Here is a 17,811-nt window from a genome sequence, read left to right as displayed (position 1 = left end):
TCAGGCGGCTTTGGTGCGAAGCAGGCGGCGGGCGACGCGGGCGCCGGCTTCGAGGGTGGGCTGGAAGCCGCCGATGCCAGCCCAGGATCCGGCCAGATGCAGTCCGGGGACGTGAGTCCGGCGCTCGCTGTTGCGGAACAGCCAGCTCTCGGTGGCGTCCTGGTCATAGCCGTAGATGGCGCCGCCTGGGTGGCCGAGGTAGCGCATCATTGTCAAAGGTGTTGCGACATCGACCTCTTCGATGGCGTCGCGGATGCCAGGTGTGATGTGTTCGACCACATCGAGCAGGGTCTCGGCATAGGCGAATTTGGTACTCGCATAGTCCTGCGGCGCGATGTTGTCCCATGCGTCGGCGTACTGCAGGGTCATCAGGCTGATATGGGTCGCGCCGGATGGGGCGAAGCCGATGGGAGCGACGTCGTAGGAGGAGACGCAGACCCCGCGTGCTGGTTCGAGCGAGTGCCAGGAGGCCTGGGTGCGGTCGTCATCGGCGTCGAGATTGATGAAGCTCGTGCTGGCGGTGAAGCCCAATTCCGCTGGGGTGGCGTCCAATCCCATATGCAGTACGAAGCCGGAGACGCCGATGCGGCGGCTGGCGAGATCATTGCGGACGGCCGCGGGCACGATATCGCCGAGCATCGCATAGGTGACCGGCAGCGAAGCATTCGAGACGATATCGGGCGCGGTGACCTCCTGCCCGTCCTCGAGCCGGACGCCGATGGCCCGGCCCGCCTCGGTGAGGATGGCGTCGACGGCGGTATTGAACCGGACCTCACCGCCCGCGCGCAGGAACGAATCCAGAATGGCGGTCGACATGGCCTGGGATCCGCCGCGCACATGCCACGGCTTGAATTCGAAATAGGCGAACAGCGTCAGCGCCAGATCCTGGAAGGGCAGCTTCGACGGCGGCTGGCCGAGGTAGGTCCAATAGATACCGAGCGCGCACTTGAGCGCTTCGTCTTCGAAGTACTCATCGAGCACCTGCCGAAGGGGTCGCAGCCCGTAGGTGAACAGCGTCGGATCGATCTCCTCGGCGGGCATGCCGCGCTTGGCTGCGATCTGCCAGAATGCGACCGCCTTGACCAGATCGAAGAAGGCACGAGCCCGAGATCCATTGCCGGGGAACGCTTCTTCGATCGTGGTGATGGCGCGCTCCCAGTCCGCGGGCAATGTCAGGTCGAGCTGCCCGGGAATCACCGCCCGGTACAGGTCGTGCTCCTGCACGAATTCCAGCTTGTCGGCGATATCGAGCTGCTGGAACAGGCCCTCGCGCAAGGAGACCGGCTGCCCCTCGACACCCACCCCGGACAGCTGGTGCAGTGCGACCTCGAATTCGAAGCGCCCGCGTCGAAACGAAGTACCGCAGCCGCCCGGGATATTGTGGCGCTCCACCAGCAGCGTGCGCGCGCCCGCCCGCTGCAGCGTGGCGGCCGCGGTCAGACCGGCATTGCCCGCGCCGATCACAATGGCGTCGAAATCGCTCATGCGTCTGCGCCTTTCGGCCGCGTGGCGGCGTAGGCTTCGGTTTGGATCTGCTCGAATTGCGCACCCATCGCCTCGGCCAGTGCAGTCGCCGCCGAGAGCGGGCGCACCATCACCATGAAGTCATCGATCTTGCCGTCGGCGTCGAAGTGCAGGAAGTCGCAGCCGGTGAGCTGCTTGCCATTGACCTTCGCCTCGAAGATGAACGCGTGATCGCGCCCGTTCGGGTCGGCGATCTCGCGCACGTAGTGGAAGTCCTCGAATACTCGCAGGACGCCGCGCAGGATCGCGGCGGTGATCGCCTTACCCGGATAGGGCTTGAACGCGACCGGGCTGGTGAATACGACATTGTCGGCCAGCAGCGCCTCGATGGCGGCCGCGTCGCGGGCCTCGACGGCCGTGCGGAAGGGGTGCATCTCTCACCTTCATACTCAATTTGTTGACTATGTGGTTCAAAGACTAGCGAGGACCAGGCGCGGGTGTCCATAGCTGAGTAGACAATATTTTGAATAATCGCCGAGGTGATAACCTGACCCGATGGCATTACGCAATGCGGTGCTGGCCGCGCTCATCGAAGGCGAGGCCTCCGGCTACGACCTGGCCAAGGGCTTCGACGCGTCGGTGGCCAACTTCTGGATGGCCACTCCGCAGCAGCTGTATCGCGAACTCGACCGGATGGCCGAGGAGGGGCTGATCCGAACGCGGGTCGTGCAGCAGGAGCGCAGGCCGAACAAACGATTGCACTCGCTCACCGAGGCGGGGTGGGAAGCCTTGCGTGCTTTCACCGCCGAGCAGCCGAAACCCACGGCGATCCGGGACGAACTGCTGGTCAAGGTGCAGGCGGTGGATGTCGGCGACGCGGCGGCCGTGCGCGCCGCTGTCGCCGAGCGCAAACAGTGGGCCGAGGCGAAATTGGCCCGCTACGAACGACTTCGGACGCGGCTGCTCGACGGCCGCAGCGAACAGGCGTATCTGCTGGAGGCCGAGCACGTCGGCCCGTATCTCACGCTGATGCGCGGTGTGTCCTTCGAACAGGAGAACATCCGCTGGGCGGAACTGGCGCTCGCCGTCATCGACCGCCGCCTGAGCGCGGCGAAGTCCTAGTCCGGCGGACTCGAATCTCGTTGGCGTGCCTGGTGCTCGTGTGCCATCCGGCGCAACATCGTGCTACGAACGCCGTGGTCTGCAGCGCCGGGCGGCTGCGCCGGAGCTGGTGCAGCCCGCCTGAGGCGGGGTGGTCGGTGCTCGAGACGCGATTTTGCCGCCGAACCGGCCGCACTCAGTCGAGGGTGTGTCGGTAATGGTCGCGCCGGGCCTGTTTCGCGGCTCGGCGATCGCATCGCCCTCGCGTGGGTTCGGGTCAGTTGCTGGGACGGGTCGGCAGGCCGTCCATGGGCCGGCCCATACCGGATCCGTTCAGGCCGTTGGTGCTGCCGCCGGGTTCGCCGCCCTGTGGGCCGGGGCCACCGTTCATGCCGTTCGGTGCGCCGGTGGTCGTGCCGACGGCGGTCGCAGTATTGGTGTCGTCGGTCTGGGTGCCCCGAATGGTCACGGTGTCACCGACTTTCACGCTGGTCGCGCCGGTGGTGGTTGCGGTGATGGTGTAGGTCTGGGTGTAGTCGTCGGCGCTCTTGGCGGTGACGGATGTGCTGGAAAGCGCGGTGATGGTGCCGGTTTGGGTCAGTTCGGTGCGATAGCCGCCATTGCCGTCGGAGACGACGACCTGGCCGTGCAGCGGCGGGCCGGTCATGGCACCGCCGGGACCGGCGCCGATCTGGCCGGGCTGGCCGTTCATACTCATCCCCGGTCCGCCGGGGCCGTGGTTGCCGCCGTTGTCACTGGACGACGCCGCATAGATGATGCCGCCGCCCGCCGCGGCGATCACACCGGCGATACCCACGGCGGCCAGGGTCTTTCGGGTCGACCAGCCGGTCGAGGACGGGGGAGTCGGCGCCCCCCGGGTCGGGTCCTGGTCGGGCGGGGGCTGGTGGATGAGGGTGGTCATGCTGGGGTGCTCCTCTGCGGTGACGACCGGTGCGCGCGCCGGTCCGGGTAGTCCTGTTCGGGTCAACCGTCGTCGGCGAAATTAGGTGCGAGCTGTGCGCGAGGTCAGGATCGGCTATGTCCGGTTCGGCGCACAGCAAGTTCACAGCCGGGCCATAGCCGCTGCCGAGCCACCGCCCGGAGTATGAGGCCCATGTCCACGATGACCTCTGGAAACAGCCCGGCCAACCGGACTGCCATGCGGCGCGGCGACGGCACTCCGATCAATGTGCTCGTCGTCGATGACGAACCGGTCCTGGCCGAGATGTTGTCGATGGCGCTGCGGTACGAGGGCTGGGAGGTCGGCACGGCCGGTGATGGGCGCACGGCGGTGACCAGGGCGCGCGAGACCAGGCCGGATGTGGCGGTGCTCGATGTGATGCTGCCCGATATGACCGGACTCGAGGTGCTCGGCAAGCTGCGCGCGCAGGTTCCGCATCTGCCGGTGCTCTTGCTGACCGCGAAGGATTCGGTGGAGGACCGGATCGCGGGGCTCACCGCGGGCGGTGACGATTACGTCACCAAGCCGTTCAGCATCGAAGAGGTGGTGCTGCGGTTGCGGGCGCTGCTGCGCCGCACCGGGGTGGCGAGCGAGGACGGCGGCGCCCAGATCGTGGTCGGTGATCTGGTCCTCGACGAGGACAGCTATGAGGTCACCCGGGCCGGTGCCCCGATTGTGTTGACGGCCACCGAATTCGAACTGCTCCGGTTCTTCATGCGCAACCCGCGGCGGGTGTTGAGCAAGGCGCAGATTCTGGATCGGGTCTGGAGTTACGACTTCGGCGGACGGTCCAATATCGTCGAGCTCTACGTGTCGTACCTGCGCAAGAAGATCGATAGCGGTCGGGCGCCGATGATCCATACCCTGCGCGGAGCCGGATATGTCCTCAAGCCCGCGGGCTGAGGTGCGCCGCCTGCGGTCGCCGCGACGGTGGTCGCTGCGGGCCCGGCTGCTGGTCGGGCAGGCGCTGCTCCTGGTGACCGTGGTGGTCGGCATCGGCGCCGCGACCGAGTTCGCGCTGCAACAGTTCTTGGTGCATCAACTCGATACCCAGCTGATCGATGCGCAGAAGCGCTCACTCGGCGATTCCGGTGGCGGTCCCAGCCTGGGGCCGCCGCCCGGTGAGTCTTCCGGTAACCAGTCCGCACCCCCGCCCCCGCCCCTGCCGCCGCATCCGCAGAGCACCGGACCGGGGCCGGAATTCCTCGACCGGCGCGGCATCCAGCCCGATGCCGTGGGTGCGATCGTCGATCGGGGCACGGTCACCGCCGCGGGCCGGATCGGCAGTGACGGCATACAGGACGCGCTATCGGATGCCGCCCGCCGACAGCTCGCCGCGGTGGCGGCCAACGGCACGGCGACCACCGTCGATATCGACGGTGCGGGCCGCTATCGCGTGATCGCGGACCGGACCTGGCAGGGCACAACGGTGGTCACCGGGCTGCCATTGGCATCCGTGGACGAGACGCTCATACGGGTGTTGTGGGTGCTGGTGATCGTTACCGTGATCGTGCTGGTGTTCGCGGTCACGGTGGGTATCTGGCTGATTCGCCGCGCGCTGGCGCCGCTGGACCGGGTCGCAGCCACCGCCGCGCGCGTGGCCGATCTGCAGTTGGATCGCGGGGAGGTCACCCTGCCGGTTCGGGTGCCACGAGACGATGCCGATCCGCATACCGAGGTGGGGCAGCTCGGCTCGGCTGTCAACCGGATGCTGGATCACATCACCGGCGCGCTCTCGGCCCGACACGCCAGTGAGACCCGGGTCCGGCAATTCCTCGCCGACGCCAGCCATGAACTGCGCACTCCGCTCGCCGCCATTCGCGGCTATGCCGAACTGGCGCAACGCAAACGGGCGGAAGTACCCGGTGAGGTGGCCAATGCAATGGGCCGGGTGGACTCCGCGGCCCGGCGGATGTCGGCGCTGGTCGAGGACATGCTGTTGCTCGCCCGGCTGGATTCCGGCCGCCCGCTCGAACACGAGGCGGTCGATCTGACCCAGCTCACCGTGGACGCGGTGAGCGACGCGCATATCGCCGGACCCGAGCAGCAGTGGGACCTCGACCTGCCCGGCGAACCCGTGGTAATCGTCGGCGACGCCGCCCGATTGCATCAGGTGCTGACCAACCTGCTGGCCAATGCCCGGGTCCATACCGGTCCGGGGACCACGGTCGTCACGGCGCTGGCCTTCGATGGCGACGGCGGTGCGGTGTTGCGGGTCGTCGACGACGGGCCCGGCATTCCAGAAGCGTTGCGGCCGGAGATCTTTCAGCGATTCGCCCGCGGCGATACGTCGCGCTCGCGGCGCGCGGGGAGTTCCGGACTCGGTCTGGCGATCGTGGCCGCGGTGGTGAAGGCACACGGCGGTGCGATCACGGTGGACAGCATGCCGGGCCGCACCGAATTCACCGTGCGGTTGCCGGCGGATCCGGCGGCGATCAGCACCCGACCTCCGATCGATGGGCTCACAGCGAATCCACGGCCGCGGCAGAGCCTGGACCGACATCGCGTCGTCACGCTCGATATGTGACTACGACTTTGCTGGGACCTCCCGATGCCATCGCTGCGGTGCTGCGAAGAATGTCATCCGGCCGCACCCGGCTGTGGCGGCGGCTGTCGCTGTCGATGCTGATCGCGGCATCGCGTGCCGATGCGAGCACCTACACCCGGGTCGCCGCCGCGGTCGGTTCGAATAACGCCGCTGGCGCCGCCGAGATAGCCGCCTGGGTCGAGGCGAATTTCACCGCCCGCCAGATCGACTGCGTCACCGTTTACGACCTGACGGGCAACAGCGCCCAGCCCGCACAGACAGTGCACAGCAATCGCAAAGATCGGACCCACGTCCGCAGATCAGGATCGGAAATATGACTACCGCTACCGAAGCGCCCATATGGCGTGCCGACCGCGCCGAGCCGGATGGCTCGGTACGGCAGCAAACCCGATGGACCCGACTGCTCTTCGGCTCCCGCGACCAGCCCCGCTGGGCCCGTCCCGGCCTGTGGACACTGCTGGCAGTGACCGCCGTCCTCTATCTGTGGGGGCTGAGCCGATCGGGCTGGGCCAATGAGTTCTACGCGGCAGCCGTGCAGGCGGGCACCCAGAACTGGAAGGCGCTGCTCTTCGGTTCGCTCGACGCCGGTAATGCCATCACCGTCGACAAACCGCCGGCCGCGCTGTGGGTCATGGGGTTGTCGGGGCGGTTGCTCGGATTCAGTTCCTTCTCGATGCTGCTGCCGCAGGCGCTGATGGGTGTGGCATCGGTCGGGCTGGTGTACGGTGCGGTCCGGCGCTGGAACGGTCCGGCCGCAGGATTGCTCGCCGGGGCCACACTGGCGCTGACTCCTGTTGCGGCACTGATGTTCCGGTTCAACAATCCGGACGCCTTGCTGGTACTGCTGCTGGTCGCCGCGGCCTATTGCACGGTGCGCGCCACCGAGCGCGGCAGCGGACGATGGCTCGCATTCGCCGGTGTCGCGGTGGGCTTCGGCTTTCTCACCAAAATGATGCAGGCGTTCCTGGTGCTGCCAGCACTCGGCCTGGTGTTCCTCGTCGCCGCGCCGATCACCTGCTGGCGCCGAATCGGCAAGCTGCTCGGCGCTTTCGCGGCCATGGTGATCTCGGGTGGCTGGTTCGTCGCACTGGTCAGCTTGTGGCCGAGTGATTCTCGGCCGTATATCGGTGGATCGACCGACAACAGCCTGCTCGAACTCGCGCTGGGCTACAACGGCCTCGGCCGGGTACTCGGCGGATCCGGCAACGGTGGCGGCCCTGGTGGCGGCCCGGGTGGTGGTGCCAACACCGGTTTCGGTGGCAGCACCGGCATTACGCGGCTGTTCGGGGATTCGATGGGAACCGAGATCTCCTGGCTGCTGCCCGCCGCGCTGATCGGTCTGATCGCGGGCCTGTGGTTCACCCGCCGCACGCCGCGCACCGGGCGAACCCGTGCCGCCCTGCTGCTGTGGGGTGGTTGGCTGCTGGTGACCGGCGTCGTATTCAGCTACATGCAGGGCACGATGCACCCCTACTACACCGTGGCCTTGGCGCCCGCGATCGCCGCACTGGTGGCGGTCTCGGTGACCGAGCTGTGGCGGGGCAGGCGATTCCGGACGGCGCGCATCGCGCTCGGTGTCATACTCGCGACGACCGGCGTCTGGAACTTCATCCTGCTCGACCGCACATCCGACTGGTATCCGGCCTTGCGCTGGATCGTGTTGATCGGATCGATCGTGATCGCCGCGATCGTGATTGTCGGCGCCCACCAACTCGGCAGGTCGACCGCGGTGGTCGCCATTGCCGGTCTGCTGTTCGGACTGGCCGGGACCGCGGCGTACATCATCGACACCGCGGCGACACCGCACAACGGTTCGATCCCGACCTCGGGGCCGAATAGCGGTCGCGGAATGAGTGGCGGACCGGGCGGCCCCATGGGCGGCGGCGATATGGCGCCCGCCGGAGCCGAATCGACCACGGCTGGAACAACTTCCGATGCCGCAACACCAGGACGCAACGATGCCGACGGGTTCCGCCCGGGTGACGGCGGCGGACCTGGCGGCTCGACGGCGAACAACACGGCGCTGCAACAGCTGCTGAAGAACACCGATAATCGTTGGGTCGCGGCAACAGTGGGCGCCCAATCGGCGGGCAGTCTCGAATTGTCCACCGGCACTTCGGTCATGGCCATCGGCGGCTTCACCGGCGGCGACAACTCGCCCACCTTGGCCCAGTTCCAGCAGTACGTCGCCAATGGCGAGATCCACTACTTCATCGCGGGCGGCATGGGCGCTCCGGGCGGCGGCATGGGCCCGGGCGGCGGATCGGGCAGTGCCAGCGAAATCACCGCATGGGTCAAGGCCAACTTCACTGCGATAACCGTCGGCACGACCACGGTCTACGACCTCAGCCTGCCGCTCACGTCCTGAGCATCGGCCGTATTGTACTGCGGCGCAATCGCTTCCGCCGAAATCCTTCTCGGTGATGGGAAATCTTCGGAAGTGGACGTTAGATGAACAATTGGTTTCTCAGAAGTGTTGCCGCGCAACAATAGTTGCGTCATGCTGAGAGCATGGCCACACGGTCGAAGATGCGGCCGAGTCGGCCAAGGTGGGGATCAGAGGATCCATGGGGGTGCTGTCCGCGCCCCGTTCAATTGTTGCGCCGGTTCGGTGCGAGTCCTTGGCGGCGTCGCATCGGGTGGTTTCTGGCAGTCATTTTCGTGCTCTTCGTCTTTCCCGGCGTCGTCGGGGCGGTGGCCAGTGCGCAGTACCAGGCCGCCGCCACCGGCAGCGGTGTTTCCCAAATCGACGGGCTCAGTTGGATGCACATCCGGGACTCGTCCGGGGTGCCGCTGGCCAACTATTCGTTCGCGACCGACCACGGCGGGGTGCTGAACCCAGGCGCGACCATCCTCTGGGCCATCCTCGGCTTCCTATTCATCGGCTACATCGCCATCGTGACGACCGCGATCTGGTTGATCGGGAATGCTTTGAGCTTCCAGTGGCTCAATATGTTCAGCTCGGCGCTGACCGGCGTCGCGGACCGGCTGACCGGTCAGATCGCGACACCCATGATGCTGATCACCGCGGCGACGATCGGTGCGTTCTGCGTCGCCTGGTTCTGGATGCGCGGCTATCACGCCAAGGCGGTGCTGCAGATCGTGACGATGCTCGGGGTGGCGGTCCTGGGCCCGGTGTTCCTGGCCGAACCGCTCGCCGATGTGCTGTCCCCGGACGGATTGCTCACCAAGGGCAGGGATTTGGGCATTTCGGTCGCAGCCGGTTTGAACGGCAATAACAATCCGAATCCGAATCAGCTGGTCACCACCATGCAGCGCGATCTGGCGGACAACTTCGCGCGCCGCCCGGTCCAGGTGTGGAATTTCGGGCACGTGGTCGACGAGCAACCGGCATGCCGCTCGGCGTGGTCCGCGGGGATGGCCGCCGGTGACGACGATCGGGTCCGCAAGGGCATGCAGTCCTGCGGCGACTCCGCCGCCTACGCCAAGGCGCAGAATCCGAGCATGGGTCAGGTCGGCACCGGCCTGATGCTGTTGATCTGCGGTGGCATCCTGCTGGTCTTCGCGGTGGTGCTCGGGATCAGGGTGATCAAGGCCGCCCTGGACACGATCTATCACGGGTTCATGTCGATATTCGGTTTCGCCGCAGGCGGATTCGTATACGGACCGACGCAGACCTTTCTGGTCCGTAATCTCGTCGACAGCATTGTCGGGGCCGCCAAGATGACGGCCTACACCATCTTCCTCGGCGTCTATGTGCTGTTCATGGGCAATCTGTTCGCGCAGGCCAAGGGCGAGACCATGGCGGTGATCGTGATCGCGGGCACCGCGGAATTGGTGGCCGTCTCGCAGCTGAAACGCCTGAGCCGCGGCCTGGATCGGGGCAATGACTGGATCGCCAACCGGTTCGCGCTGGCGATCCAGGGTGGCCGCGCGCCCGGGGGTGGCAGCGGCGGCACGGCTTTGGGGATGGGAACCATGCAGGCCAGGGGCGGTGGGTCAGGGTCAGGACTGATGTCCGGCCTGGCCGCGATCAACACCGCCAACACCTCTCCGGTGGTGGCCTGGTTGGCGATGCGGACGAACCGGCCACTGGATCCCAACGCGCGATTGCGCAAGCAAGCCGAGCTGGTCAATATGCAGATCGCGGCATCGCGTATGACGCTCCACCAGCAGGAGGAACTGCTGGCCGCGCGAAACGTCCTCGACACCAAGGCCGAATCGCGCGCGGCCGATTACGGCGGCATGGGCGACCATGTGGGCCGGGCCCACGCGTGGGATGGTCTCGGCGATATGGATGCAAGTTACCAGGGCAAGATGGGCTCGATGAACCGGCTCGGTGTCGACGCGAGGACGCTCGGCAATATCGCGTCCGTCCACTCGATTCAGAAGGCGACCACGCCGCCGAACCAGTACGAGTACGCGCCGCGGGCGAAGGCGCAAGCCGCCTTGCAGGCGGCGATAAATCGTCCCGGCGCGGCCATCACCCCCGAATTGGCTGGCCACGCGCATGCCGCGACCTACAACTTCCGCAACAACGCCCCAAGGCCCGCGCCGAACGTGCCCGTCGACCCGGTCCTTATCAGGGACGTCAACACGGCCATCGCGCAGGGCCGGTCGCTCGACGAGGCCATCGCTCCGGAGCGTTGGGCAGACGCGGACAAGGCGACGCTGCAACAGATCGGAACGAATCTCGCGACCAACGCCTACGAGGCCGTGAACACATGGGCGTACGACTTGACGGATCAAAATCTCGCCGCCGCCGCGGCCATGTTCGAGCATGCGCACACGTTCGATGGCATCACCGATGGCCTGCTGAATGATCCGTGGGGAGGCCTGCGGATGCGGAACCTGAGCATCCAACCGGATGATCCATTCGCGCAGGCAAGCTGGCGAAGTCTGCAGTAAGCCCGAGGGTTGGAGGCGGTTGATGTGGGGCACTAGAACCTTACGGTCCGTCAGTTATTGTGTGGGCCTATCGTTCGAGTACCCGAATGATCGTGAGGCTCACTGTGCAGGACAGGGCACCTACCACCTTTCAGGAACTACGTGCCCTACTGCAGCAGCGGTTGCCCGAATTAGCCGACGGTCAACAGCGCATAGCCAGGCTGGTTCTGGACGATCCGGAGGGTACCGCCTTCCGGAGTATCGGCCGCAGCGCCGAACTCGCGGGCGTGCATCGCTCCTCGCTGGTGCGGTTCGCGACCATGCTCGGACTACCCGGTTATCCGGCGCTGGTCGAGCTGTGCCGCAGGCAACTGGCCGCGGAGGCGTATCTGGTGCGTAGGCCCGCCGGCGCACCGCCGCCCTCCTCGAACGACGAATTCTTCGATGCGATCACCGAATACGATACGAACAATCTGACCCGCACCTTCGCGCGGATCGATCGCGACGACTGGGACCGGGCGGTCGAAACGCTCGCGACCGCGTCGGCCGTCCACATCATCGGTCTGCGGCGCAGTCTGGCCGTCGCCTATTCGGCCGACCATCTGCTGCGAATGATCCGGCCACGGGTCCGACAGCTGGGGGCCTCGGCTCGCCTGCTGACCGATGAACTGCGCGATATCGAGCCAGGCGATGCGCTCATCGCGGTGTCGATCCGCCGGTACAGCAGCGATACCGTGCGCACGGTCGAGTACGCGCGCCGCCGCGGTGCCACCACGATCGCGCTCACCGACGATCCGTCCTCCCCGCTGGCCCGCATTGCCGATCTGACGTTCTACGTCGAAACCGGCTCGGTCACGGTGCTGCGTTCGCTCACCGCCTTCACCGGACTCGTGCACGCGCTGGTCACCGCCGTCGGGTTGCGCCTGGAATCCGTCGGCGCCGATACCGATATCCTCGACGACCAATTGTTCGAATAGCCTCATGGCCTCGGCGGCGATCGACGATATCGCCGCCGTCACCGTCTCGACCGTCGCCGCAGCTCAGCGCCGAGTTTGCCACTCCGGCTCCCGGGTACCGCTGTGGTATGACGCCCATCCATGACCTCCGGGGGCTGGGTCTACCCGAGTCGATCTCGGTCGCGCTGTTCGATCTCGACGGCGTGCTGACCGACACCGCGGCGGTGCACCGGCGGGCGTGGAAGTTGGTATTCGACGAATTCCTGGCCGGTCGCGGCCATGGCGCGTTTTGGCCGTTCTCCAATGAGGACTATCTGGGCTATGTGGACGGCCGGTCGCGGGCGGACGGTATCCGGGAGTTCCTGAAGTCGCGGGGGATCACCCTGCCCGAAGGCGAGCCCGATGCATTGCCGGGGGAGCCGAGTGTCGCGGGGCTCGGCAATCGAAAGAATCGACTGCTGTTGTCGTTCCTCGAACGTGACGGTGTCCATACCTATCCGGGGTCGGTGAAGTATCTGGCGGCAGTGCGCGCGGCCGGGGTGAAGACGGGTGTGGTGACCGCATCGGCGAATGCCGCCGCGGTGTTGTCGGCCGCGGATCTGGGCCGGTTCATCGATGTCTGTATCGACGGGCTGGAGATCGCGCGCCGCGGATTGCGCGGCACACCCGCGCCGGACGCATTTCTCGCGGCCGCGCAAGCCCTGGACGCGAAGCCGGAACAGGCGGCGGCGTTCGAGGACGGCGTCGCCGGGGTGACGGCTGGTCGAGCCGGTGGTTTCGGATACGTCGTCGGCGTCGATCGAGACCGCGATGCCGCGCATGCCGAGGCATTGCGCCGGTCCGGGGCGGATGTGGTCGTCACCGATCTGGCCGAACTCGGGAAAGTAGCGATGAGTACCGACCGAGCCGAGCCGCAGCTACCCGATGGGCGGGCACCACACCGTAGGTAGCGGTACGAAGGAGCGGGCATGGCGTTCACCGAATCCGAGTACTGGTTGGGCAGACTGGTTTTTCAGCACGGCCTCGCGGTCATCTATCTGATCGCGTTCTCGGCGGCGGCGCGGCAATTTCGAGCGCTCATCGGTGCACGCGGGATGTTGCCGGTGCCGCAGTACCTCCGGCGGGTTTCCTTCCGCCGCGCGCCGAGCATCTTCCAGTTGCACTACTCGGACCGCTACTTCGCCGCCGTCGCCTGGTCCGGCGCGGCGCTGTCCGCCGCGATAGCGGCCGGTGCGCTGCATCTGGTGCCGCTGTGGGGCGCGATGCTGATGTGGGCGATGCTGTGGGTGCTGTATCTATCGATCGTCAATGTCGGACAGGCGTGGTACTCGTTCGGGTGGGAGTCGCTCCTGCTAGAGGCCGGATTCCTGGCTATCTTCCTCGGCAACGATCGGGTGGCGCCGCCGGTGCTGGTGTTGTGGCTGATGCGCTGGCTGCTGTTCCGGGTGGAGTTCGGCGCCGGGTTGATCAAGATGCGCGGGGACTCCTGTTGGCGGGATCTGACCTGCCTGTACTACCACCACGAGACCCAGCCGATGCCCGGTCCGCTGAGCTGGTTCTTCCACCGGCTGCCGAAACCGCTGCATCGGGTGGAGGTGGCGGCCAACCACTTTGCCCAACTGGTCGTGCCGTGGGGGCTCTTCACACCGCAGCCGGTGGCGAGTGTGGCCGCGTCGCTCATTATCGTCACCCAGCTCTGGCTCGTGCTCTCCGGGAACTTCGCCTGGTTGAACTGGGTGACGATCCTATTGGCCACCACCGTGATCGACGGATCCTCGGCCGCCGCGGTATTGCCGGTGCCGGAGCCGCCGTCGTTGGCCGCCGCACCGCCGTGGTTCGCGGGCCTGGTGATCGCGTGCACCGTCGCGGTGGTGATCCTGAGCTACTGGCCGGTGCGCAATCTGATATCCCGGCAGCAGCGAATGAACGCGTCCTTCAACCCATTGCACCTGGTCAATACCTATGGTGCGTTCGGCAGTATCGGCCGGACCCGTGAGGAGGTGGTGTTCGAAGGCACCGATGACGCGGAGATCACCGAGCGAACACACTGGCGGGAGTACGAATTCAAAGGTAAGCCGGGGGATCCGCACCGACTGCCACGGCAATGGGCCCCTTACCATTTGCGGCTGGACTGGTTGATGTGGTTCGCCGCGATCTCCCCGGCCTATGCCCGTGGCTGGCTGCTCGGCTTCGTCGAGCGGCTGCTGCGCAATGATCCGGCGACGCTGCGGCTGCTGCGCCGCTGTCCCTTTCCCGACGCACCACCGACCTATGTGCGGGCGCGAATCTACCTGTACCGCTTCGCGACTCCCGCCGAACTGCGGCACGAGCGAACGTGGTGGCACCGCACGCTGATCGGCGACTACCTGCCCCCGATGACCCTCGCTCAGTAGAAGCTGCGTCCGGCGGGACCGCCGGAAACCGACCAGACCTCGGTGATGACTCCCGCGACGGTGCGCAGAATATCGGTGCCGCTGATGGCAATGGTCGCTCCATCGGGACCGGTCGACTCCGCGCCGTACGGGCGTGCGATGAATCCGGTTCGGGTGTCATCCATTTCGACGACCGGCTCACCCTGGGGTGTGAATCGGATGCCGGGACGCTGCTCGCGAAATTCGGCGACCTGGGTGGCAAGGGCCTGCGGGTCGCGGATGTCGTCGTATGCGCTGCCATTCGGCTGGGCGTAGCGGAGGGTGAATTCGGGGGCCATGATTCGCTGCGCGAGCGTCAGATCGCCGTTCCACATCGCGGTCCACTGGTCGAACAGGGTGATGCCGAAATCGCGCATCGTCACTCCTTAATAGTCTCATTGATACGGTCTCGATGGAACTAACATATAGTCTCAGTGAGACGGTGTCAATGCGATGGAGGAGGCATGCCGGATATCGGGCCGCAGGACCACATCGTGCTGGGGTTGATCGCCAGGCACGGGCCGCTCACGCCATATGAGTTGAAGGCCAGACTCGAAGAGAGCGTCGACTACTTCTGGCCGGTGCCGCATGCACAGCTCTATCGGATTCCGGTGCGTCTGGCCGAGCGCGGTTTGCTCGACGAGGAGGCCGAACAGGGCGGGCGGCGACGCAGACTCTTCCACTTGACCGATAAGGGCCGTGCCGAACTGCGGCGCTGGCTCGCCGACCCGCGGAACCCGCCCGCCGAGACCCGCGATCCGGCACAGCTGAAACTCTTCTTCGCCGATCTCGGCGCACCGGATGATGTGGTCGCATTGGCGAACGGCCAAGCCGCGGAACACCGTCGGCTGCTCGAGCTGTATCGATCACTGCAAGCCGATATCGACCTGGCCGATCAGGTCCGCGCGGTTTCTCGCGCCCGCATCATACGGCTCGGCATCCTGCACGAGCAGGCCTATGTCGAGTTCTGGGAAGACCTCGCCGCCGACCCCGAATACCGGGACCGGCGGCGCGGATAGCACGCTCAGGCGCGGCGGGCGCGCTTGACGAAGTGGACGCTCAGGGCGATCAGCGGGGCGAAGAAGATGATCGACAGGACCGGCGACAGCCAGGCCATGGTGTGGACCGGGAGTTGGTAGGCGAGCAGGATCCGGACGATGGCCTCGGACAGCAGGCCGACGCCCCAGGCCGCGGCCAGGGTGGCGAAGCCGCGGCGCTTGGCCGGATCGGCGCGGTAGGACTCTTCGAATTCGGCGAGCTTGGCCGGTCCAGCGGCCGAGATCGCCTTGCGTGCGGACAGGTAGGTCAGTGGTTTGCCGACCACCGTGCTGATCAGGAAGGCGATGCCGACGATCGCGGTACCCGCGGAATCCTTGACGATCATCATCCGGGGGTCGCCGCTGATCAGCGAGCCCACCAAGCCGAAGACGAAGACGCCGAGCATGATCGCGGCGAAGGGTTCGAGGCGCCGCGACCGGATGGTCTCGATGATCAGGACCGCACCCGAGAACAGGGTTCCGGCGAGCAGTCCGGCGAAGTCGCTGTAACCGAGGCCGGTCAGCAGGAAGTAGGCGCCGATGGGCACCGCGATATCGCGCGCGATCGGGGCGAGTACGCGAATCGGGCTGAAGCGCGTCGCCGGGGTCCGAACCGTATCGGTCGGCTCGGCCGCTGGTGCGGTGGTCGTCATCTCGGGTGCTCCTGGTGAATTCGGCTGTGCACTACGAGAAATAACGCTACGGACCGGCGCGGGGCGGCAGATCTGCCAACCATCACGGGTCGGGCATGACAACTGTCATGCCCCGCGACGACTTCGCCGAGTGCTGTGTGCGACCGGGATTTGGTCTCCCGCACTGACCGCCAGGCGCGCAAACTGACCTTCTGTCCGACAAAGAGTGCCCGGCCGCACCAGTCGGGGCGCGTCCAGTCGTTTCAGGATCCGTCGGTCGGTTCAAAGTGTTCGGTGACAGTGCCGTCCGGGTACTCGGTCACCACACGGCCATCAGGGAAATGTTCGACGACCCGGCCATCGAGGAAGCGAGCGCGATTGCGGACGGCCCGAAAACTCTCGCTATCCATCGTTTCCCTCAGCTTTGCAGTGATCTGGTCGAGATCGATTCCCATGCGTCGCAGCTGTCGTGCGGGCACCGTATCGAGGTCGGCCACGATTGCGAGAAACAAGTGCTCGACGCCCACGTACCCGTCATGCTGCCCAAGGCGTTCGGCGGCCGCGATGATCTGATCGACCTCCGGTGTGCGGGGGATATCGTTCGCCATGAACCCATCTTCCTGCTCAGGAACCCAGCACTTCATACCATTGCCAGTACTCCTGACCCATCTCGGTTATCTGCATGCATTTCCATTTCCGCCAGCCTCGGCCGGTCCAGGTCTTGACGCCAGCTCCCTTGTTGAGCCGGGAACAAGACAGTTTCGGGCTTCCGTCCGGATTCGGCTCTGACTCCGGCCAGTTCGCGGAGTCGCTGCCTTTGCACGCGCTGTTGTCGTTGTCGGGGTCGACGTGCCCGAACAGACACGGCCCGTTGACCGGTGTGGGTGCCGCGTCGGCTGGCGGGGTGATCGCGCTGAACATCGATGCGCTGATCGCGCACGCCGCGAGGGCGGGTCTGATGATCTTCACTAGTTTCTCCATCAGGGATTCCAAGAATCGGCCCGGCCCTCACGCACGACGGTCGGGCTGCTTCTTGCTGTTCAGAGCTGCTACTTGTGACTCGCCGGCAGTTATCGCCCGCACGGCCGAATCACGTCGTCACCTCGGTCTTCGCGCGGGTCCTGATTCCAGTTGTCGTGGTTGTTGCCGTCCGGGCCTGGATCCTCTACTCGTGCCACCATGTTGGGTCACCTCCTTTCCAGCGTCGTTGCTGTGAAGCAGGTCTATGCGCCGTCCACATCGACAAACCGGAACGGGGCGTGCGGCGCGTATGTCGCCTTGGGCGAAATGGTGTTGATCTCGCAGACCCGGACGAGATCAGGCGGCACTGCGCCGCCAAGGTGCTCGAGGTTGGGGGTGATCACCGCGTCGACATCGAGACGCCGGACCACGTTCAGCAACCGACTCAGCGGGTGGTCAGTCTGTGCGCTGAATGCCACGGTCTTGGCGAGGTCGTAGCCGTACCGCTTTGCGAGACTGCGAATCTGGATTTCGTCCCAGGTTTGCGAGATTCCTGATATGTCGGTGCGCAGGTATCCGATCGCGGCTGGCTTCGCCCTCACTGGCTTGCCCCGTTCGTGGTCACGATGGCAGCGCCGTTGCGCGGCAGGAATTCTCGGTATGGCCGTGCGCTGATCAGTGACCGCCCGCGGTCGGTGATCCGCCACCCGATCGGGACTGTGCGGGAGCCATGGGCGAGACCGGAATCGGCGAGCCCTTGCAGCGCTGCACGCGTAGCAGCCTCTGCGTGACCAGCGTGGCAGCACAGTTCGCGCACGGTCAGCGCTTGCGCGGGTTCCAGAATCGCCAGCGCGGCTAACACTCTGGCCTGTGTCTCAGTGAGCGCCATCTCA

19 protein-coding genes are annotated in these 17,811 nt (G+C 66.1%); 10 read left to right on the top strand and 9 right to left on the bottom strand.

The window, feature by feature from the left end; translation table 11 throughout:
* Nucleotides 1-1,485, bottom strand: a complete 1,485-nt coding sequence (locus ABZW16_RS19850) for an NAD(P)/FAD-dependent oxidoreductase (RefSeq protein ID WP_354957393.1) — start codon at nt 1,483-1,485, stop codon at nt 1-3.
* Nucleotides 1,482-1,898 (bottom strand): nuclear transport factor 2 family protein, encoded by a 417-nt coding sequence (locus tag ABZW16_RS19845; protein WP_354957392.1) that lies wholly within the window; start codon nt 1,896-1,898, stop codon nt 1,482-1,484. The genes ABZW16_RS19850 and ABZW16_RS19845 overlap by 4 nt, the downstream gene beginning before the upstream one ends.
* A gap of 121 nt (nt 1,899-2,019) precedes the next feature.
* On the opposite strand from ABZW16_RS19845, the gene ABZW16_RS19840 reads away from it, so the two are divergent.
* Nucleotides 2,020-2,586: a PadR family transcriptional regulator gene (locus ABZW16_RS19840; protein ID WP_354957391.1), complete on the top strand. Its 567-nt coding sequence runs from the start codon at nt 2,020-2,022 to the stop codon at nt 2,584-2,586.
* Nucleotides 2,587-2,842: 256 nt separating this feature from the next.
* Here ABZW16_RS19840 and ABZW16_RS19835 read toward each other — a convergent pair whose 3' ends face one another.
* Nucleotides 2,843-3,487 carry a hypothetical protein gene (locus tag ABZW16_RS19835; RefSeq protein ID WP_354957390.1) on the bottom strand — a complete coding sequence of 215 codons (645 nt, stop codon included), beginning with the start codon at nt 3,485-3,487 and terminating at the stop codon, nt 2,843-2,845.
* A gap of 237 nt (nt 3,488-3,724) precedes the next feature.
* On the opposite strand from ABZW16_RS19835, the gene ABZW16_RS19830 reads away from it, so the two are divergent.
* The 8 genes from ABZW16_RS19830 to ABZW16_RS19795 all read left to right on the top strand — a co-directional run bounded on the left by ABZW16_RS19830 (nt 3,725) and on the right by ABZW16_RS19795 (nt 14,271).
* Nucleotides 3,725-4,429 carry a response regulator transcription factor gene (locus ABZW16_RS19830; protein ID WP_354957401.1) on the top strand — a complete coding sequence of 235 codons (705 nt, stop codon included), beginning with the start codon at nt 3,725-3,727 and terminating at the stop codon, nt 4,427-4,429.
* Entirely contained in the window at nt 4,407-6,053 is a 1,647-nt protein-coding gene (locus ABZW16_RS19825) for a HAMP domain-containing sensor histidine kinase (RefSeq protein WP_354957389.1), read from the top strand. Before ABZW16_RS19830 ends, ABZW16_RS19825 begins: the two co-directional genes overlap by 23 nt.
* Complete coding sequence (locus ABZW16_RS19820) at nt 6,050-6,391, top strand: hypothetical protein (protein ID WP_354957388.1); 342 nt, start codon at nt 6,050-6,052, stop codon at nt 6,389-6,391. Before ABZW16_RS19825 ends, ABZW16_RS19820 begins: the two co-directional genes overlap by 4 nt.
* Nucleotides 6,388-8,442: a glycosyltransferase family 39 protein gene (locus ABZW16_RS19815; RefSeq protein WP_354957387.1), complete on the top strand. Its 2,055-nt coding sequence runs from the start codon at nt 6,388-6,390 to the stop codon at nt 8,440-8,442. The genes ABZW16_RS19820 and ABZW16_RS19815 overlap by 4 nt, the downstream gene beginning before the upstream one ends.
* Nucleotides 8,443-8,735: 293 nt before the next feature.
* Nucleotides 8,736-10,943 (top strand): hypothetical protein, encoded by a 2,208-nt coding sequence (locus tag ABZW16_RS19810; RefSeq protein ID WP_354957386.1) that lies wholly within the window; start codon nt 8,736-8,738, stop codon nt 10,941-10,943.
* Nucleotides 10,944-11,035: 92 nt separating this feature from the next.
* Nucleotides 11,036-11,899 carry a MurR/RpiR family transcriptional regulator gene (locus tag ABZW16_RS19805; protein WP_354957385.1) on the top strand — a complete coding sequence of 288 codons (864 nt, stop codon included), beginning with the start codon at nt 11,036-11,038 and terminating at the stop codon, nt 11,897-11,899.
* 107 nt (nt 11,900-12,006) lie between these two features.
* Nucleotides 12,007-12,828 (top strand): HAD-IA family hydrolase, encoded by an 822-nt coding sequence (locus ABZW16_RS19800; protein WP_354957384.1) that lies wholly within the window; start codon nt 12,007-12,009, stop codon nt 12,826-12,828.
* Between the two features lie 18 nt (nt 12,829-12,846).
* Nucleotides 12,847-14,271: a lipase maturation factor family protein gene (locus tag ABZW16_RS19795; protein ID WP_354957383.1), complete on the top strand. Its 1,425-nt coding sequence runs from the start codon at nt 12,847-12,849 to the stop codon at nt 14,269-14,271.
* Here the strand turns inward: ABZW16_RS19795 and ABZW16_RS19790 are convergent.
* Complete coding sequence (locus ABZW16_RS19790; protein ID WP_354957382.1) at nt 14,265-14,666, bottom strand: nuclear transport factor 2 family protein; 402 nt, start codon at nt 14,664-14,666, stop codon at nt 14,265-14,267. The two genes, ABZW16_RS19795 and ABZW16_RS19790, sit on opposite strands and share 7 nt — an antisense overlap.
* Before the next feature lie 87 nt (nt 14,667-14,753).
* On the opposite strand from ABZW16_RS19790, the gene ABZW16_RS19785 reads away from it, so the two are divergent.
* On the top strand, nt 14,754-15,308 hold the full coding sequence (locus tag ABZW16_RS19785; RefSeq protein WP_354957381.1) for a PadR family transcriptional regulator: 555 nt from the start codon (nt 14,754-14,756) through the stop codon (nt 15,306-15,308).
* Between the two features lie 5 nt (nt 15,309-15,313).
* On the opposite strand, the gene ABZW16_RS19780 is transcribed toward ABZW16_RS19785, so the two are convergent.
* From ABZW16_RS19780 to ABZW16_RS19760, 5 genes are all read right to left on the bottom strand, one after another.
* Nucleotides 15,314-15,979, bottom strand: a complete 666-nt coding sequence (locus ABZW16_RS19780) for a VC0807 family protein (protein WP_354957380.1) — start codon at nt 15,977-15,979, stop codon at nt 15,314-15,316.
* 242 nt (nt 15,980-16,221) lie between these two features.
* The gene (locus tag ABZW16_RS19775; RefSeq protein WP_354957379.1) at nt 16,222-16,566 is read right to left on the bottom strand and encodes a Clp protease N-terminal domain-containing protein; all 345 of its coding nucleotides are present in this window, start codon (nt 16,564-16,566) and stop codon (nt 16,222-16,224) included.
* A 16-nt stretch (nt 16,567-16,582) separates the two neighbouring features.
* On the bottom strand, nt 16,583-16,927 hold the full coding sequence (locus ABZW16_RS19770) for a hypothetical protein (protein WP_354957378.1): 345 nt from the start codon (nt 16,925-16,927) through the stop codon (nt 16,583-16,585).
* A gap of 254 nt (nt 16,928-17,181) precedes the next feature.
* Nucleotides 17,182-17,520 (bottom strand): hypothetical protein, encoded by a 339-nt coding sequence (locus tag ABZW16_RS19765; protein ID WP_354957377.1) that lies wholly within the window; start codon nt 17,518-17,520, stop codon nt 17,182-17,184.
* The gene (locus tag ABZW16_RS19760) at nt 17,517-17,807 is read right to left on the bottom strand and encodes a hypothetical protein (RefSeq protein WP_354957376.1); all 291 of its coding nucleotides are present in this window, start codon (nt 17,805-17,807) and stop codon (nt 17,517-17,519) included. The genes ABZW16_RS19765 and ABZW16_RS19760 overlap by 4 nt, the downstream gene beginning before the upstream one ends.
* Nucleotides 17,808-17,811: the final 4 nt, after the last annotated feature.

The sequence above is a fragment of the Nocardia sp. NPDC004604 genome, assembly GCF_040609795.1.
Lineage (GTDB): Bacteria > Actinomycetota > Actinomycetes > Mycobacteriales > Mycobacteriaceae > Nocardia.
The sequence above is the reverse complement of the archived record's forward strand: the minus strand, read 5'-3'. Positions and strand labels throughout refer to the sequence as shown.